The sequence below is a fragment of the Nocardioides sp. Leaf285 genome (assembly GCF_001422955.1).
Lineage (GTDB): Bacteria > Actinomycetota > Actinomycetes > Propionibacteriales > Nocardioidaceae > Nocardioides > Nocardioides kribbensis.
In genome coordinates, this window is the sequence record NZ_LMNH01000001.1 from 927,480 (window position 1) to 941,496 (window position 14,017).

The 14,017-nt window shown below is 72.5% G+C and carries 13 protein-coding genes; 4 read left to right on the plus strand and 9 right to left on the minus strand.

Annotation, left to right across the window (positions count from 1 at the left end; genetic code table 11):
• Positions 1–86 precede the first annotated feature (86 nt).
• Entirely contained in the window at positions 87–1,511 is a 1,425-nt protein-coding gene (glnA, locus tag ASF47_RS04265) for a type I glutamate--ammonia ligase (protein WP_056862683.1), read from the minus strand.
• A gap of 207 nt (positions 1,512–1,718) precedes the next feature.
• Between glnA and ASF47_RS04270 the strand changes: the two genes are divergently transcribed.
• Entirely contained in the window at positions 1,719–2,144 is a 426-nt protein-coding gene (locus tag ASF47_RS04270) for an RDD family protein (RefSeq protein ID WP_056862684.1), read from the plus strand.
• 89 nt (positions 2,145–2,233) lie between these two features.
• Positions 2,234–3,115: a DUF6612 family protein gene (locus ASF47_RS04275; protein ID WP_056862685.1), complete on the plus strand. Its 882-nt coding sequence runs from the start codon at positions 2,234–2,236 to the stop codon at positions 3,113–3,115.
• 77 nt (positions 3,116–3,192) lie between these two features.
• Here the strand turns inward: ASF47_RS04275 and ASF47_RS04280 are convergent, their stop codons facing one another.
• The 5 genes from ASF47_RS04280 to lipB all read right to left on the minus strand — a co-directional run bounded on the left by ASF47_RS04280 (position 3,193) and on the right by lipB (position 8,114).
• Positions 3,193–3,930 (minus strand): DUF4191 domain-containing protein, encoded by a 738-nt coding sequence (locus ASF47_RS04280; protein WP_056862686.1) that lies wholly within the window; start codon positions 3,928–3,930, stop codon positions 3,193–3,195.
• Positions 3,931–3,964: 34 nt separating this feature from the next.
• Positions 3,965–4,906, minus strand: coding sequence for a lipoyl synthase (gene lipA / locus ASF47_RS04285; RefSeq protein WP_056862687.1), 942 nt, complete (start codon positions 4,904–4,906; stop codon positions 3,965–3,967).
• Between the two features lie 87 nt (positions 4,907–4,993).
• Positions 4,994–5,986 (minus strand): hypothetical protein, encoded by a 993-nt coding sequence (locus ASF47_RS04290; protein ID WP_056862688.1) that lies wholly within the window; start codon positions 5,984–5,986, stop codon positions 4,994–4,996.
• Entirely contained in the window at positions 5,986–6,990 is a 1,005-nt protein-coding gene (locus tag ASF47_RS22070) for an ABC transporter ATP-binding protein (protein WP_056862689.1), read from the minus strand. The genes ASF47_RS04290 and ASF47_RS22070 overlap by 1 nt, the downstream gene beginning before the upstream one ends.
• 362 nt (positions 6,991–7,352) lie before the next feature.
• Positions 7,353–8,114 carry a lipoyl(octanoyl) transferase LipB gene (lipB, locus tag ASF47_RS04300; protein WP_056862690.1) on the minus strand — a complete coding sequence of 254 codons (762 nt, stop codon included), beginning with the start codon at positions 8,112–8,114 and terminating at the stop codon, positions 7,353–7,355.
• Between the two features lie 109 nt (positions 8,115–8,223).
• Between lipB and ASF47_RS04305 the strand changes: the two genes are divergently transcribed.
• The gene (locus ASF47_RS04305) at positions 8,224–8,889 is read left to right on the plus strand and encodes a hypothetical protein (RefSeq protein WP_056862691.1); all 666 of its coding nucleotides are present in this window, start codon (positions 8,224–8,226) and stop codon (positions 8,887–8,889) included.
• A 64-nt stretch (positions 8,890–8,953) separates the two neighbouring features.
• On the opposite strand, the gene ASF47_RS04310 is transcribed toward ASF47_RS04305, so the two are convergent.
• The 3 genes from ASF47_RS04310 to lpdA form a co-directional block, all read right to left on the minus strand.
• Positions 8,954–9,850 carry a TIGR01777 family oxidoreductase gene (locus tag ASF47_RS04310; protein ID WP_082499963.1) on the minus strand — a complete coding sequence of 299 codons (897 nt, stop codon included), beginning with the start codon at positions 9,848–9,850 and terminating at the stop codon, positions 8,954–8,956.
• A gap of 206 nt (positions 9,851–10,056) precedes the next feature.
• The gene (sucB, locus tag ASF47_RS04315; protein WP_056862692.1) at positions 10,057–11,979 is read right to left on the minus strand and encodes a 2-oxoglutarate dehydrogenase, E2 component, dihydrolipoamide succinyltransferase; all 1,923 of its coding nucleotides are present in this window, start codon (positions 11,977–11,979) and stop codon (positions 10,057–10,059) included.
• Between the two features lie 122 nt (positions 11,980–12,101).
• The gene (gene lpdA, locus ASF47_RS04320) at positions 12,102–13,505 is read right to left on the minus strand and encodes a dihydrolipoyl dehydrogenase (RefSeq protein ID WP_235558616.1); all 1,404 of its coding nucleotides are present in this window, start codon (positions 13,503–13,505) and stop codon (positions 12,102–12,104) included.
• Between the two features lie 114 nt (positions 13,506–13,619).
• Between lpdA and ASF47_RS04325 the strand changes: the two genes are divergently transcribed.
• Positions 13,620–13,997, plus strand: coding sequence for a hypothetical protein (locus tag ASF47_RS04325; RefSeq protein ID WP_227489137.1), 378 nt, complete (start codon positions 13,620–13,622; stop codon positions 13,995–13,997).
• The last annotated feature ends 20 nt before the right edge of the window (positions 13,998–14,017 follow it).

Here is a 14,017-nt window from a genome sequence, read left to right on the forward strand (position 1 = left end):
GTCTGACGCTGGAAGACGTTGAAAGACGTTTTCGCAGGTCAGACGCCGTTTCAGGCATCTAGCCGCAGGTCAGATCGACCCCCGACTTAAATGTCGTAGTAGAGCTCGAACTCGTGCGGGTGCGGGCGCATCTGCACGGGCATGATCTCGTTCTGGCGCTTGTAGTCGATCCAGGTCTCGATCAGGTCGGGGGTGAACACGTTGCCGGCCGTCAGGAACTCGTGGTCGGCCTCGAGGGAGTCGAGGACGGCGTTGAGCGAGGTCGGCACCTGGTCGATGTCGGCCATCTCGTCCGGCGGCAGCTCGTAGATGTCCTTGTCGATGGGCGACGCCGGCTCCATCTTGTTCTTGATGCCGTCGAGGCCGGCCAGCAGCAGCGCCGAGAATGCGAGGTAGGGGTTGGCCGACGGGTCGGGGCAGCGGAACTCGATGCGCTTGGCCTTGGGGTTGGATCCCGTGATCGGGATGCGCACGCAGGCCGAGCGGTTGCGCTGGGAGTAGACCAGCGAGATCGGAGCCTCGAAGCCGGGCACCAGGCGGTGGTAGGAGTTCACCGTGGGGTTGGTGAAGGCCAGCAGCGAGGGCGCGTGCTTGAGGATGCCGCCGATGTAGTGACGGGCCATGTCGGAGAGGCCGCCGTAGCCGGTCTCGTCGTAGAACAGGGGCGATCCCTCGTTCCAGATCGACTGGTGCACGTGCATGCCCGAGCCGTTGTCGCCGAAGATCGGCTTGGGCATGAAGGTCGCGGTCTTGCCGTTGCGCCAGGCGGTGTTCTTGATGATGTACTTGAACTTCATCACGTCGTCGGCGGCCTTGAGCAGCTCGTCGAACTTGTAGTTGATCTCGGCCTGGCCGGCCGTGCCGACCTCGTGGTGGGCGCGCTCGACCTGCAGGCCCGACTTCTCCAGCTCGATGACCATCTCGTCGCGCAGCTCGCCGAAGTGGTCGGTGGGGGCCACGGGGAAGTAGCCGCCCTTGTACTTCACCTTGTAGCCGCGGTTGTCGTTCTCGAACGAGTCACCGGTGTTCCAGGCGCCGGCCGAGGAGTTGATCTCGTAGTAGCCGGCGTTCTGCTTGGTCTCGAAGCGCACGTTGTCGAAGACGTAGAACTCCGCCTCGGGGGCGAAGAACGCGGTGTCGCCGATGCCGGTGGTCTGCAGGTAGGCCATCGCCTTGCGCGCGATGTTGCGCGGGTCGCGGGAGTAGGCCTCGCCGGTGAGCGGGTCGTGGATGAAGAAGTTCACGACCAGGGTCTTGGAGGACCGGAAGGGGTCGATGTAGGCCGTGGTCGGGTCCGGGAACAGCGACATGTCGGACTCGTGGATGGCCTGGAAGCCGCGGATCGAGGAGCCGTCGAAGGACAGGCCGTCCTCGAAGACGGACTGGTCGAACGACGACACCGGCACGGTGAAGTGCTGCATGACACCGGGCAGGTCGCAGAAGCGCACGTCGACCATCTCGACGCGCTCGTCCTTGATATAGGCGAGCAGCTCGTCGCTGTTCTGGAACATTCGTCCTCCTTGGCTGTCCATCTCGTGGGGCAGCCGGCGGTCTGGGAGTGGACAGCCCGGTGCGACGTTGCGCCGGACGGATGCGGCCCACCCTAGGGAGATAGGCGTTTCCTGACCGTATCGGTTGTGTGTCGTGCATGTAACAGCAGGCACGCGGAGTGGTCAGGCTCCGGCGGTGGTGCAGGAGCCGCTGGCTAGCCTGGGGGAGTGACCAGCGCCGCCACCGGACCCGCCCCCGCCGTCGACACCGCGACCTGGCCGCGGCGGATGCTCGCGCTGCTGGTCGACTGGGCCGCCTCCACCCTGGTCGTCGTCCTCTTCGTCGGCTTCGAGGACTACTTCGAGGTCGGCAGCAACCTGCAGTCGTGGACCCTGCTGGTCTACGTCGTCGAGGCCACCGTGCTGACCGCCACCGTCGGCGGCTCCTTCGGCCAGGTCGCCACCCGGCTGCGCGTGGTCTCCCTGCCGTACGGCGCACCCGTGCCCCTGCTGCGCAGCCTGGTGCGCCACGTGATGGTCATCCTCGTCATCCCGCCGCTGGTCTTCCGCCCCGACGGGCGCGGCCTGCACGACGTCGTCGCGGGCTCGGCCACCATCACCCTGCAGACCTACCGCGGGATGCTCGCGCGCTGAGCCCGGATCGTGACCTCCGGGGAGGTTTGCCGGACGCCGGTCGTTGGGACTCTCGAGACAGACCCCCACGACGACACGAAGGGCACCCCATGTCACGCACCACCACCTGGAGCCGCACCCTGCGCCGCTCCGCCGCCGCCGCGGTCGTCCCGCTGGCCCTCGTCTCGCTGAGCGCCTGCGGCAGCGACGAGTCCGCCGACGACACCAGCTCCAGCAGCGCCGACACCGGCAGCGACACCGGCAGCGACTCCGGCTCCGAGGGCGACTCGGGCTCGGAGGGCTCGACCGAGGAGACCCTCGCCGAGGGCGACGAGGTGCCCGCCGACGAGATGGCCGACATCCTCTCCGCCTCCTTCGAGGACGCCACGACCGCCACCTTCACCATGGAGACCGGCGGCTCCGCGGCCATGCAGGCCGAGGGCGAGGCCGACTTCTCCGAGAACCCGTACTCCATGGAGATGCAGATGAAGGCCGGCGGCCAGGACCTCACCATGGTCCTGGAGGACAACGTCATCTACATGCAGGGCATCGCCGGCGACGGCTGGGTCAAGATGGACCTCAGCGACCCCAACAACCCCTTCGGCTCGCTGATGACCGAGCAGATGGACCCGCGCACGATGTTCGACTCGATGGAGAAGGGCATCCAGTCCGCCACCTTCGTCGGCACCGAGGACGTCGAGGGCGAGAGCCTCGACCACTACTCCATCGTGCTCGACGGCAAGGCGCTGCTGGAGAACCTCGACCCCGAGATGGCCGGGCTCGCCGAGTCGCAGATGCCCGACACGATCGCCTACGAGATCTTCCTCGACGACGAGGGCCTGTTCCGTCGCGCCGAGGTCGACATGGGCGCCACCGGCCCCATGACGATGACCTACGACAACTGGGGCGACCCGGTCGACATCGAGGCCCCGCCGGCCAGCGAGGTGCAGTCGATGGAGGACCTGATGGGCTCCATGGGCGGCATGAGCTGAGCCCCACCACCCAGCGCGACGACGAAGGGCGCCTCCCCGGCCGGGGAGGCGCCCTTCGTCGTACCTGGTGCGGTGGGTCAGCGGCCGCGCATGTTCTGCCGCATGCCCTTCATGTTGGTCGGCACCGGCCCCTTGGGCAGCGGTACGGCGGAGCGGTTGGCGTCGAGCGCCTTGAGCCGGTTGAGGATGTCGGTGATCTCGGCCGGCTTCACCTGGCGGCCCAGCTTCTGGACGTGCTTGACCAGCTTCGGCAGCGGCACCTGGCCCTCCTCGCGGCCGCAGACGACCTCGTGGATCGGGGCGCCGCCGGCGACGCGCTCGTGCTTGCGGCGCTCGGCGGTGAGCAGCTGGCGGGTGCGGTGGGCGTTGCCCTCACCGATGAGCACGATGCCCGGAGGGCCCACGACGCGGTGCACGACGTCCTGCTGGCGGGTGAACGCGACCGCCGGGGTGGTCGTCCAGCCGCGGCGCAGCATGCGCAGGGCGGCCGCGGCGGCGCCGGGCTGACCCTCCATCTGCCCGTAGGCCGAGCTCTGCGCGCGGCGGCCGAAGACGATCAGCGCGGCCAGCGAGCCGAAGAGCAGCGCACCGATGGTGGAGAGCACCCAGGCGAGGGCGCCGGAGCCGGGCAGGATCCAGAAGATCGCGAAGCCGACGGCGGCGGCGACCACGAAGGCCAGCAGCAGCCACAGCCCGATCTTGGGGTCGGTGCGCTTGGTGATCTTGTAGGTCTCGGCGAACTGCTTGCGCCGGCTCATCGCCTCCGGCGCTGCGGGTGCGCCGGACTTCGCGGCGGCGTCCTTCTTCTTGGCCATGCGGGCGTGCTGCTCCCAGTCGTGTCGGTCGTGCTCAGGCCGAGGCGCCGGAGCGGGCCTCGATGGCCTGACGGTACAGGCGCCCGGCGCGGTAGGACGAACGCACCAGCGGGCCCGAGAGCGCGCCGGCGAAGCCGATCTCCTCGGCCTCGGCCTGGAGCTCGACGAACTCCTGCGGCTTGACCCAGCGCTCCACGGGGTGGTGGCGCACCGAGGGGCGCAGGTACTGCGTGATCGTGATGAGGTCGCAGCCCGCCTCGTGCAGGTCGCGCAGCGCCTGCGAGACCTCCTCGCGGGTCTCGCCCATGCCCAGGATGAGGTTGGACTTGGTGACCAGGCCGAAGGCGCGGGCCTGGGTGATGACGTCGAGGGAGCGCTCGTAGCGGAAGGCCGGGCGGATCCGCTTGAAGATCCGCGGCACGGTCTCGACGTTGTGGGCCAGCACCTCGGGGCGCGACTCGAAGACCTCGGCCAGCAGGTCGGGCTTGCCGTTGAAGTCGGGGATGAGGTTCTCGACGCCGGTGCCGGGGTTCATGTCGTGGATGGCGCGCACGGTCTCGGCGTAGAGCCAGGCGCCGCCGTCGGGCAGGTCGTCGCGCGCGACGCCGGTGATGGTGGCGTACTTCAGCTGCATCTTCTGCACCGACTCCGCCACGCGGCGGGGCTCGTCGCGGTCGAGGGCCTCGGGCTTGCCGGTGTCGATCTGGCAGAAGTCGCAGCGGCGTGTGCACTGGTCGCCGCCGATGAGGAAGGTGGCCTCGCGGTCCTCCCAGCACTCGAAGATGTTGGGGCAGCCGGCCTCCTGGCACACCGTGTGGAGGCCCTCGGACTTCACCAGGCCCATCAGCTCGGTGTACTCCGGGCCCATCTTGGCCCGGGTCTTGATCCACTCGGGCTTGCGCTCGATGGGGGTCTCGGCGTTGCGGACCTCGAGTCGGAGGAGCTTGCGGCCGTCAGGAGCAGGAGCAGTCGTCACCCCTTGACTCTACGCCGGTGGGCCAGGTCACGAGGAGTCGGTGAGCCCGGGCCGGCGCCGGCCGCCCGGGTCGGGGAGCGGGCCGGGTCAGGGCACGTCGCGGCGGCGGAACGACACCACGGAGGCCGCGCCCAGCGCGAGCAGCACGACGCCGACGTAGGACCCGCCCTGCACGGCGCCGATGCGCTGGGTGGCGTCGCAGTCGAGGCGGGGTCGGGCCATGCCGGTGAGGCAGGCGGGCTCGAGGCCGGAGTCGTCGTAGTAGGTGACCTCGTTGGTCATGGCGGCCATCACGTTGAGCTGGGGCTGCCAGCGCTGGGTCTCCTGGCCCCCGAGGACGCCGATGAGGGTGCCGCCGAGCACGGTGAGGGCGAAGACGACGCCGAGCGTGGCCACCGTGCTGCGCAGCAGCATGGTCAGCGCGTAGCCGCCGAACGCCGCGCCCGCGGCGACCAGGCCCGTGCGCAGGCACTGCTCGAGCCCGTCGAGCAGCACGCCGTCGCCGGTGCTCAGGTCGCGGGAGGAGGCGATCGCCACCAGCGCCAGCCAGCACGCCAGGCTCACCAGCAGCGCGACGAGGAGCCCGACCGCGCCGACGGCGAGCGCCTTGGCCGCCCAGACGCGCCCGCGGCGGGCCTCGAAGAGCAGCTGGTTGCTCATCGACCCCGTGTTCCAGTCGTGGCCCACGAAGGTCGTGCCGAGCATGACCATCAGCAGCACCAGCACCGAGGCGACGACGACCATCGCCCCGCCCTCCAGCGATTCGGACAGGTTGAGCGGGCTGCGCCCTACGTACGACGACACCACCTCGAGGCGGCAGGCCTCGGGGAGCTCGGCGGCCGCGACGTCCTCGAGGCCGTAGAACTGCGGCTCGCGGCCGCAGGAGCGCACCTCCTGGCGGAGGAACCGGCCGCCGAAGTCGCTCTCGGCCGAGGCCAGGTCGGCCTCGGAGAGGGGGCGGGTGCCCCAGGCGGTGGCGCCGACCACGACCGCCGGCACCAGCACGGCGGCCGCGAGCAGCAGCACGACCGCGCGGCGCCAGCGCAGGCGGGTCAGCTCGACCTTCAGCAGCGCGCCCATCAGCGGCCTCCCAGGGTGTCGTCGGCGGTGAGGGCGAGGAAGTAGGACTCGAGGTCCTGGCGCACCGGGGTGAGCTCGCTCAGCCACACCCCGGCCTCGGCCAGGGCGCGGGTGACGCGGGCGGGGTCGTCGGTCTCGACGGTGAGGGCGTGGTCGGGCTCGGAGCCCGGGTGGTCGGGGTGGTGATCGGCGCGGTGGTCGCCTGGGTGGTCGGCGGGGTCCTCGGCGGGGTCCTCGGTGGGGCCGGTGACGGCCAGGCCGGCCTCACGCAGCACGCGGGCGGCGAGGACGGGGTCGGGCGTGACCACGCGGTGGGCGGCGGCGCCGGCGAGGAGGTCGTCGACGGTGCCGCTGGCCAGCAGCCGGCCGTTGCCGATGATGGTGGCCGAGGTGCACACCTGCTGCACCTCGGCGAGGATGTGGGAGCTCAGCAGCACCGTGACGCCGGCGGCGCCGAGGTCGCGGACGGTGTCGCGCACCTCGCGGATGCCGGCCGGGTCGAGGCCGTTGGTGGGCTCGTCGAGGATGAGCAGGTCGGGGTCCTTGAGCAGGGTGGCGGCGATGGCCAGGCGCTGCTTCATGCCCAGGGAGTAGGAGCGGTAGCGGTCGGCGTCGCGGCCGGTCAGCCCGACGGTCTCCACCGCGGCGTCGACGCGCGCGTCGGGGGCGCTGATGGAGCGGGCCAGGAGGAGGAGGTTCTGCCGACCGGTGAGGTGGGGGGAGAACTTCGGCGACTCCACCACCGCGCCCACGCGGCCGATGACGCTCGGCAGGCGCTGCGGCACCTCCTCGCCGAAGAGGCGCATCGAGCCGGAGGTGGCCCGTGAGAGCCCCAGCAGCATGCGGATCGTCGTCGTCTTGCCCGACCCGTTGGGGCCCAGGAAGCCGTGGACCCCGCCGGCGGGCACCGCCAGGTCGAGGCCCTGCACGGCCACCCGCCTGCCGCCGCGGCGCGACGTGTACTCCTTGCGCAGGCCGCTGGTCTCGATCACGAGCGCGCTCACCGGTGTCCTCGATCCTCCCGACGTCACGGCGCCGGTCGGGTGATCAAAGCAGCCGCCCGCCGGCGGTGCGCGGGGGCGCGCCGTACGGGGTCTTTACCCGCGGGGGGTGAGTGGCGGCCGGTGCTCGGCGTGGGGTGGGACGTCATGCGAAGGGTGGATGCGCCTCCACGGTGCGTATGACGTCCGGGCGTGGGGTGGGGGTGGGGTGTGACGTCATGCGAGGGGTGGATGCGCATCCACGGTGCGTATGCGTCCGGGCGTGGGGTGGGGGTGGGGTGTGACGTCATGCGAAGGGTGGATGCGCATCCACGGTGCGTATGACGTCCAGGCCCGCCGCGGCGAGCAGCGCCGGAGGGGCGCTGTCAGCGGGAGGACGCGGGGGTGAGGATCTCGATGCGGGGGGCGCGGCCGGGCTCGGGGCGGGGCTCGTAGTCGGGGGTGGGGGTGTAGTCGGCCCACGCCAGCAGCGCGCGCAGGTGCTCGGTGAGCACCGGCAGGACCTCCGCGACGGTCACGTCGCGACCGGCCTCCTGGCTCAGCGAGGTGACGCCGGCGTCGGCGATGCCGCAGGGCACGAAGCGGTCGTACCAGCCCAGGTCGACGTCGCAGTTGAGCGAGATCCCGTGCATGGTCACACCGCGGCTGACGCGGATGCCGATCGCGCCGACCTTGCGCTCGGGGCGCGTGCCGGAGCCGGTGGAGTCGGCGCGCAGCCACACGCCGCTGCGGCCGGGCACCCGGGCGGTGGTGACCCCGAAGGCCGCGCAGGTCGCGATCATCGCCTCCTCCATGCGGCGCACGAAGTCGACCACGAGCACGTGGTCGGGCAGGCGGACGATCGGGTACGCCACCAGCTGGCCCGGCCCGTGGTAGGTGATCTTGCCGCCGCGGTCGACGTCGAGCACGGGCGCGCCGCCCGGGTCGGCGGGGCGCTCGTGGGGGTCGGTGCGCTTGCCCGCGGTGAAGGTCGGCGGGTGCTCCAGCAGCAGCACCGTGTCGGGCGCCTCGCCCGCCACGACCTGGGCGTGCACCTCACGCTGGAGGTCCCACGCGGCGAGGTAGTCCACGGCCTGCGCGCCGAGGCCCACCGTGCGTACGTCGAGGTCTCTCCCGCTGCTCGCCATGGCTCCGATGCTACTCGCGGCCCTGCGCCCCGGCCCCGGCCCGTGCACAGGAGGGTCCCGCCTGTGGACGGCCGGCGGGCGGTGGTCGCCAGGTGGGTAGGGGGGACCCATGCCGCGCCTGCTGCTGACCGCCGTCGTCGTCACCTCCGCCGTCGTGCTGTGCGGCGTCGTCCTGCGGGGAGGAGGGCCCGGCCCGGACCTGCGGCCCGCGGCCGCGGTGGCCGGAGGCCTCGGGGCGCTCGACGCCCCACCCCCCTCGAGCGCCGACGGTGGGCCCGTGACCGCGGGCGGCGCTCGCCAAAGCGGTGGGGCCGGGGCGGTGGCCGAGCGCCCCGACCCGCGAGCGGGGGCCGCCAAGCGGTGGTCGGCCGAGGAGCGCCGGGCGGCGCGCGTGGTGGCGCGGTGGGACCGGCAGCGGGCGGCGGCGTGGTCGCGGGCCGACCCGGAGCGGCTGGCGTCGCTCTACGTCGACGGGTCGGCCGCCGCACGCCACGACGTCGCGATGCTGCGCGCCTGGACGGCGCGGGGGCTGCGGGTGCGGGGCATGGCCACGCGACTGGTCGCGGTGGAGGTGCTCGGCGCCGGCGTAGCCGCTGACGGGACCGGACGGCCCGCAGCCCGGCTGCGGCTGCGGGTGGTCGACCGGCTGGTCGGTGCACGGGCGGTGGGGCGCGGGGTCGACGTACGGCTGCCGCGCGACCGGGCGACCGCCCGCGAGGTCACCCTGGTCCGTGAGCGGGGTGGCTGGCTCGTCGCCGAGGTCGTGCCGGCCTGAGCGGCGCCCGCCTGGCCCGACCGTCCGCACCGACCGGCCCGGCCCGAGCCGCCGCGGGCAGCGGTCAGCTCAGGCCGCTGCGGACCACGGCCTCGACGTCGGGGTCGTGGAAGGTGTAGCCGGAGTCGAGCAGCGCCCTCGGGGTGACGTTGAGCGAGCCGAGGAGCTCCGGGCCCATCGCGCCGGCGGCGGTGCGCAGCAGCGGGGCGGGCACGAAGGCGACCGCGGGCCGCTTGACCCCGGCGGCGAGGGCCTTCGTGAACTCCGCGTTGGTCGGCGTGGTCACGCAGCACAGGTTGAAGGGACCCGAGGCCGACTCGTGCTCGGCGAGGTGGACGGTGGCGTCGACCCAGTCGCGCAGCGAGATCATCGCCATGTGCTGGCTGCCGTCGCCGAGCTTGGCGCCGAGCCCGAGCTTGAAGACCAGGCGCAGCTGCTTGAGCGGGGGAGCGGCGGCGTCCATCACCGGAGCGGTGCGCAGCACGCACACCCGGGCGCCGGCGTCGACGGCCGCGTCGGCCGCCGCCTGCCACTCCCGGGTGACGTCGGTGAGCAGCGCGTGGCCGCGGCTGTCGGCCGACTCGGTGAGCAGGGCGTCACCGTGGTCGCCGTAGTAGGAGATCCCGTTGCCCGCGAGGTACGCCGGAGGGCGCTCGGCCTCCGCGATCACCTCCGCCAGCAGCCGGGTGGTCGTCACGCGGCTCTCGCGCAGCTCACGGGCCCAGGTCTTGGAGTGGGGGTTGCCGGCGGTCGGGGCGCCGGCCAGGTTGACCACCACGTCGGCCGACTGCACGAGCGTGCGGTCGACGGCCCCGGCGTAGGGGTCCCACGTCGACTCCGACGGGCCCTTCGCGGGGCGACGGGTCAGCGCGGTGACGGTGTGGCCGCGCCCGCGCAGGGCGCCCACGAGGTGGGAGCCGAGGAATCCGGACGAGCCGGCGATGACGACGTTCAGGGACATGGCCCCACCCTGTCACCCACCGGGAAACCCCGGCTCCCCCTTCGGGGCCGCACCTGCGCGGCCGGTCGGGCGTTGCCGCCGGACCAGGCGGGCCGTGGACGCGCCGACGGCGCGAGGTCGGTGACCTCGCGCCGTCGGGTGGTGCGGTGGTGGTGTCGGGACGGTCGCTGGCGCTCCCGGCCCGACCACCGTGGTGCGGTGGAGCGTCAGACCTCGAACTGGCCGGCCTCGAGGCGCGCCTTGACGTCCTGGAGGAAACGGCCGGCGTCGGCGCCGTCGACCAGGCGGTGGTCGTAGGTCAGCGCGAGGTAGACCATGTGGCGCACGGCGATGGTCTCGCCGAGGTTGGCGTCGTCGATGACGACCGGGCGCTTCACGACGGCACCGGGGCCGAGGATGGCGACCTGGGGGCGGTTGATGATCGGGGTGTCCCACAGGGCCCCGACGCTGCCCAGGTTGGTGATCGTGAAGGTGCCGCCCGACAGCTCGTCGGGACCGATCTTGTTGGTGCGGGTGCGCTGCGCGACGTCGGCGATCTTCTTGGCCAGACCGGCGATCGACAGATCGCCGGCGTCCTTGACGACCGGGGTCAGCAGGCCCTTGTCGGTGTCGACGGCGAAGGCGACGTTCTCCCGGTCGTAGTAGGTGATCTCGCCGGCGTCGATGTCGATCGTCGCGTTGAGCTTGGGGTGCTGCTTGAGCGCGTCGATCGAGGCCTTGGCGAAGAACGGCAGGTAGGACAGCTTGACGCCCTCGCGGGAGAGGAAGTCGGCCTTCTTCGCCTCGCGCAGCCGCGCGATGTTGGTGACGTCGACCTCGACGACCTGGGTCAGCTGCGCCGCGGTGTGCAGCGAGTCGACCATGCGCTCGGAGATGATCCTGCGCAGGCGGCTGACCTTCTCCGTGGTGCCGCGCAGCGGCGACGGGGTGGTCGTGGGCGCCGCGGCACCCGACGCGGCGGGCGCCGCGGCCGGGGCGGCGGCCGCAGGAGCGGCGGCCGGGGCCGGGGCCTCCTTGGCCTTGGCGGCCTCGAGCACATCCTGCTTGCGGATGCGACCGCCGACGCCGGTGCCGGTGACGGTGGAGAGGTCGACGTCGTGCTGGTTGGCCAGCTTGCGCACCAGCGGGGTGACGTAGCCGGCGGCGTCGTTGCTCGACGAGGAGCCGGACTCGCCGGTGGAGGGCGACTGCGCGCTGGGCGCCGGGGCCTTCTCGGCGGCCGGGGTGGTGGCCTCGGCGGGCTCGGGCGAGGCGGCGGGGGCGGCCGCGGCGGGGGAGTCGGACTTCTCCTTCTCCGGGGTCTCGTCGCCGGCGGGCAGGGAGCCCTTCTCCTCGACGATCCGCTCCTCCTGCTCGGCCTTCTTCTCGGCCTCGGCGTCGTCCTTGGGCTGGGCCTCGGGCGCGGCGGAGTCGGTGGGCTCCTCGACCGAGGCACCCTTGTCGCCGATGACGGCCAGCTCGGCGCCGACCTCGACGGTCTCGTCCTCGTCGACCTTGATCGCCAGCAGCGTGCCGGCGACCGGGGAGGGGATCTCGGTGTCGACCTTGTCGGTGGAGACCTCGAGGAGAGGCTCGTCGACGGCGACCTCGTCACCGACCGACTTCAGCCAGCGGGTCACGGTGCCCTCGGTGACCGACTCGCCCAGCGCGGGCAGGGTCACCGAGGTGCCCGAGCCGCCGCCGGAGCCGCCGGCAGGGCCGGACTTCTCCGACTCGGGGGTCTCGTCGCCGGCGGGCAGCGAGCCCTTCTCCTCGACGATTTGCTGCTCCTGCTCGGCCTTCTTCTCGGCCTCGCCCTCGTCGGCCGGCTGGGCCTCGGGGGTCGCGGACTCGGTGGCCTCGGAGGCCTCGGGAGCGTTGGCGCCGCCGCCACCGTCACCGCCGGCCTCGCTCTCGTCGCCGATGAGGGCCAGGACGGCGCCCACCTCGACGGTGTCGTCCTCCTCGGCCTTGATCTCGAGGAGGGTGCCGGCGACCGGGGAGGGGATCTCGGTGTCGACCTTGTCGGTGGAGACCTCCAGCAGCGGCTCGTCGACCGCGACGGTGTCGCCCACGGCCTTCAGCCAGCGGGTGACGGTGCCCTCGGTGACGGACTCACCCAGGGCGGGGAGGTTGACTTCGGTGGCCAATGTGAGTTCCTTCGCTCGCGTTCTTCGTGTGGTGTGGGGCTGTGCGTCTGTGGTGGGGCGGGTGGAGCGGGGCTGGAGCAGGGGTGGCGCGCGCCGGCGGGCGCGGGGCCGCCGGGGCCAGCCTAGGAATGCGCGTGCAGCGGCTTCCCGGCGAGCGCCATGTGGGCCTCGCCGAGGGCCTCGTTCTGGGTGGGGTGGGCGTGGAGCAGCGGGGCGACGTCCTCGGCGTGTCCCTCCCAGTTGTAGATCAGCTGCGCCTCGCCGATGAGCTCCCCGACGCGGTCGCCCACCAGGTGGACACCGACGACGGGGCCGTCGACGCGGCGGACCAGCTTGACGAAGCCCTGGGTCTGCAGGATCTGGCTCTTGCCGTTGCCGCCCAGGTCGTAGGTCAGGCTCTGCACCGCGTCGGCGCCGTACGCCGCGACCGCGGCCTTCTCGTCGAGCCCGACCGAGGCGACCTCGGGGTGGGAGTAGGTCACCCGCGGGATGCCCGTCTCGTCGATCGGGGCGGGCTCGAGCCCGGCGATCTCCTCGGCGACGAAGATGCCCTGCGCGAAGCCGCGGTGGGCCAGCTGGAGGCCGGGCACGATGTCGCCCACGGCCCAGACGCCGGGCACCGAGGTGCGGCAGCGCTCGTCGGTGGTGACGAAGCCGCGCTCCATGGCGACCCCCTGCTCGTCGTAGCCCAGGCCCTCGGTGACGGGGCCGCGGCCCACGGCCACCAGGAGCAGCTCGGCCTCGACGACCTCCTGCTCGCCCTTGGCGGTGTCGACGGTGACCGCGACACCCTTCTCGGTGCGGGAGACCGACGCGAAGCGGGTGGAGGTGCGCACGGTGATGCCGCGCTTGCGGAAGGCGCGCTCGAGCACCTTGGAGCAGGCCTCGTCCTCGGCCGCGACCAGGCGCGGGAGGGCCTCGACCACGGTGACCTCGGCGCCGAAGCTGCGCCAGACCGACGCGAACTCCGAGCCGATCACGCCGCCGCCGAGCACCACCACGGAGGCGGGCACGCGCTCGAGGCGCAGGGCGTGCTCGGAGGTGAGCACCCGCTCGCCGTCGACCTCGAGCCCGGGCAGGCTGCGCGGGGTCGAGCCGGAGGCGAGGACGACGTGGCGGGCGGTGTGGGCCGTGCCGTCGACCGTGACCTCGTGGGGCCCGGTGAGGCGGCCCTCGCCCTCGATGACGGTGACGCCGCGCGAGCCGACGAGGCCGGTGAGCCCCTTGAAGAGCCGCGCGACGACGCCGTCCTTGTAGGAGTTGACGCCGGCCATGTCGATGCCCTCGAAGGAGGCGAGCACGCCGAAGCGCTCCGACTCGCGGGCGGTGTCGGCGACCTCGGCCGCGTGCAGGAGGGCCTTGGTGGGGATGCAGCCGACGTGGAGGCAGGTGCCGCCCAGTCGGTCCTTCTCGACCAGGGCGACGTGCAGGCCGAGCTGCGCGGCGCGCAGGGCACAGGCGTAGCCCCCCGAGCCCGCACCGAGGATGAGAACGTCGAAGTCGGTGTCGTGAGCGGGGCCGGCCACCGTGGTCCTTCCGTGCGCCGTGAGCAGGGGTGCGCCTCGTGAGCGCGGACCCATCTTTGCACTTCTTCAGGGTGTGTCCACACCGGCCTTCGGCGGGGCGGGCAGACTAGGGGCATGGCGTTCCTCGACCGATTCCGACGAAGCAGCGCGACGAAGATGCGCAAGCCGGCCCGTGACGGCTTCCGCACGGGCTCGACGCGCGTGCGCGCCTCGGACTCCGTCGACCAGGAGCACCTGCAGTCCTGGGTCGGCGAGCGCCACGGCGTGGAGGGCTTCGTCGAGCCCCGCACGGCGGTCTCCGACGTCACCCTGCTGCTCGTGGCGCACGACGGGGAGTGGACGCGGCGGCGGGTGCCGTCGGTGGAGTGGGCGCACGCGTTCTGCAACCGCCACCAGGTGCCGTCCTACGACGCGGCCGTGGTCGGCGTGCCGCAGCGCATGCGCGACTACAACTCCCGGATGAAGGCGCAGCGCAAGCAGCAGGGCCTCTAAACCGCCGCGGCGGGGCGGGC

Coding starts and splice junctions, on each gene's coding strand:
- ASF47_RS04290 (WP_056862688.1), bottom strand. CDS start 5,986: ATGGGCGCGCTGCTGAAGGTCGAGCTGACCCGCCTGCGCTGGCGCCGC.
- ASF47_RS04305 (WP_056862691.1), top strand. CDS start 8,224: ATGCCGCGCCTGCTGCTGACCGCCGTCGTCGTCACCTCCGCCGTCGTG.
- ASF47_RS04280 (WP_056862686.1), bottom strand. CDS start 3,930: ATGGCCAAGAAGAAGGACGCCGCCGCGAAGTCCGGCGCACCCGCAGCG.
- ASF47_RS04310 (WP_082499963.1), bottom strand. CDS start 9,850: ATGTCCCTGAACGTCGTCATCGCCGGCTCGTCCGGATTCCTCGGCTCC.
- ASF47_RS04275 (WP_056862685.1), top strand. CDS start 2,234: ATGTCACGCACCACCACCTGGAGCCGCACCCTGCGCCGCTCCGCCGCC.
- lipB (WP_056862690.1), bottom strand. CDS start 8,114: ATGGCGAGCAGCGGGAGAGACCTCGACGTACGCACGGTGGGCCTCGGC.
- ASF47_RS04325 (WP_227489137.1), top strand. CDS start 13,620: ATGGCGTTCCTCGACCGATTCCGACGAAGCAGCGCGACGAAGATGCGC.
- glnA (WP_056862683.1), bottom strand. CDS start 1,511: ATGTTCCAGAACAGCGACGAGCTGCTCGCCTATATCAAGGACGAGCGC.